This is a genomic window from Streptococcus mitis, from assembly GCF_001074635.1.
Taxonomy (GTDB): Bacteria; Bacillota; Bacilli; order Lactobacillales; family Streptococcaceae; genus Streptococcus; species Streptococcus mitis_E.
Genome location: NZ_JUQO01000068.1, coordinates 1 through 586, shown reverse-complemented (window position 1 = coordinate 586; position 586 = coordinate 1). Strand labels below are relative to the sequence as shown.

General features: G+C 35.8%; 1 protein-coding gene. It reads left to right on the top strand.

What is annotated here, in order from left to right; all coding sequences use genetic code 11:
* Positions 1-586: hypothetical protein (locus ADI58_RS02655; RefSeq protein ID WP_049521355.1), on the top strand; the 586-nt coding region annotated here is incomplete at both ends.

The window sequence follows — 586 nt, the reverse complement described above, 5'->3', positions numbered from 1 at the left end:
ATGTACAAGGTAAAAAACAAGTATCAAGAATTGTGTTGGATACAGTAGAAACAGATGCTGATAAAGATAAAACTGTGAACTTCAACAAAGGAAGCGAAACAGGTGCAAATGGTGAACGAGTTGAGTTAGATGCAAGTACTTTAACATTGTTAGACGGAACTAATGAAGTAACATCTCTTACAACAAGTGATGGTAAATATGAGTTAGATAAAGCGAACAAAACAATTACGTTTACTCCAAACAAAAACTTTGTAGGACCAGCTACACCTGTAAAAGTTCAAATCAAAGATGTGAATGGTACCAAAGTTGAAACAACTTATACACCAACAGTAACGGACGTTACAATGACAAGTGAGGATAAAGAGTCTTCTGCACCACAAGGGAAAACACAAACAGGAACTCCAACATTTACAGTTTCAACTCCAGAAGTACGTATTACAGGATATAAATTGTTAAATCCAACTGGAAACACACCAGTAGAAGGAAATGAAATTGAAGTTCCAAATGAAGGAACATATCGTATTAATCCAACAACTGGACAAGTAACTTTCATTCCAAAACCAGGATTTACAGGACCAGCAACTGG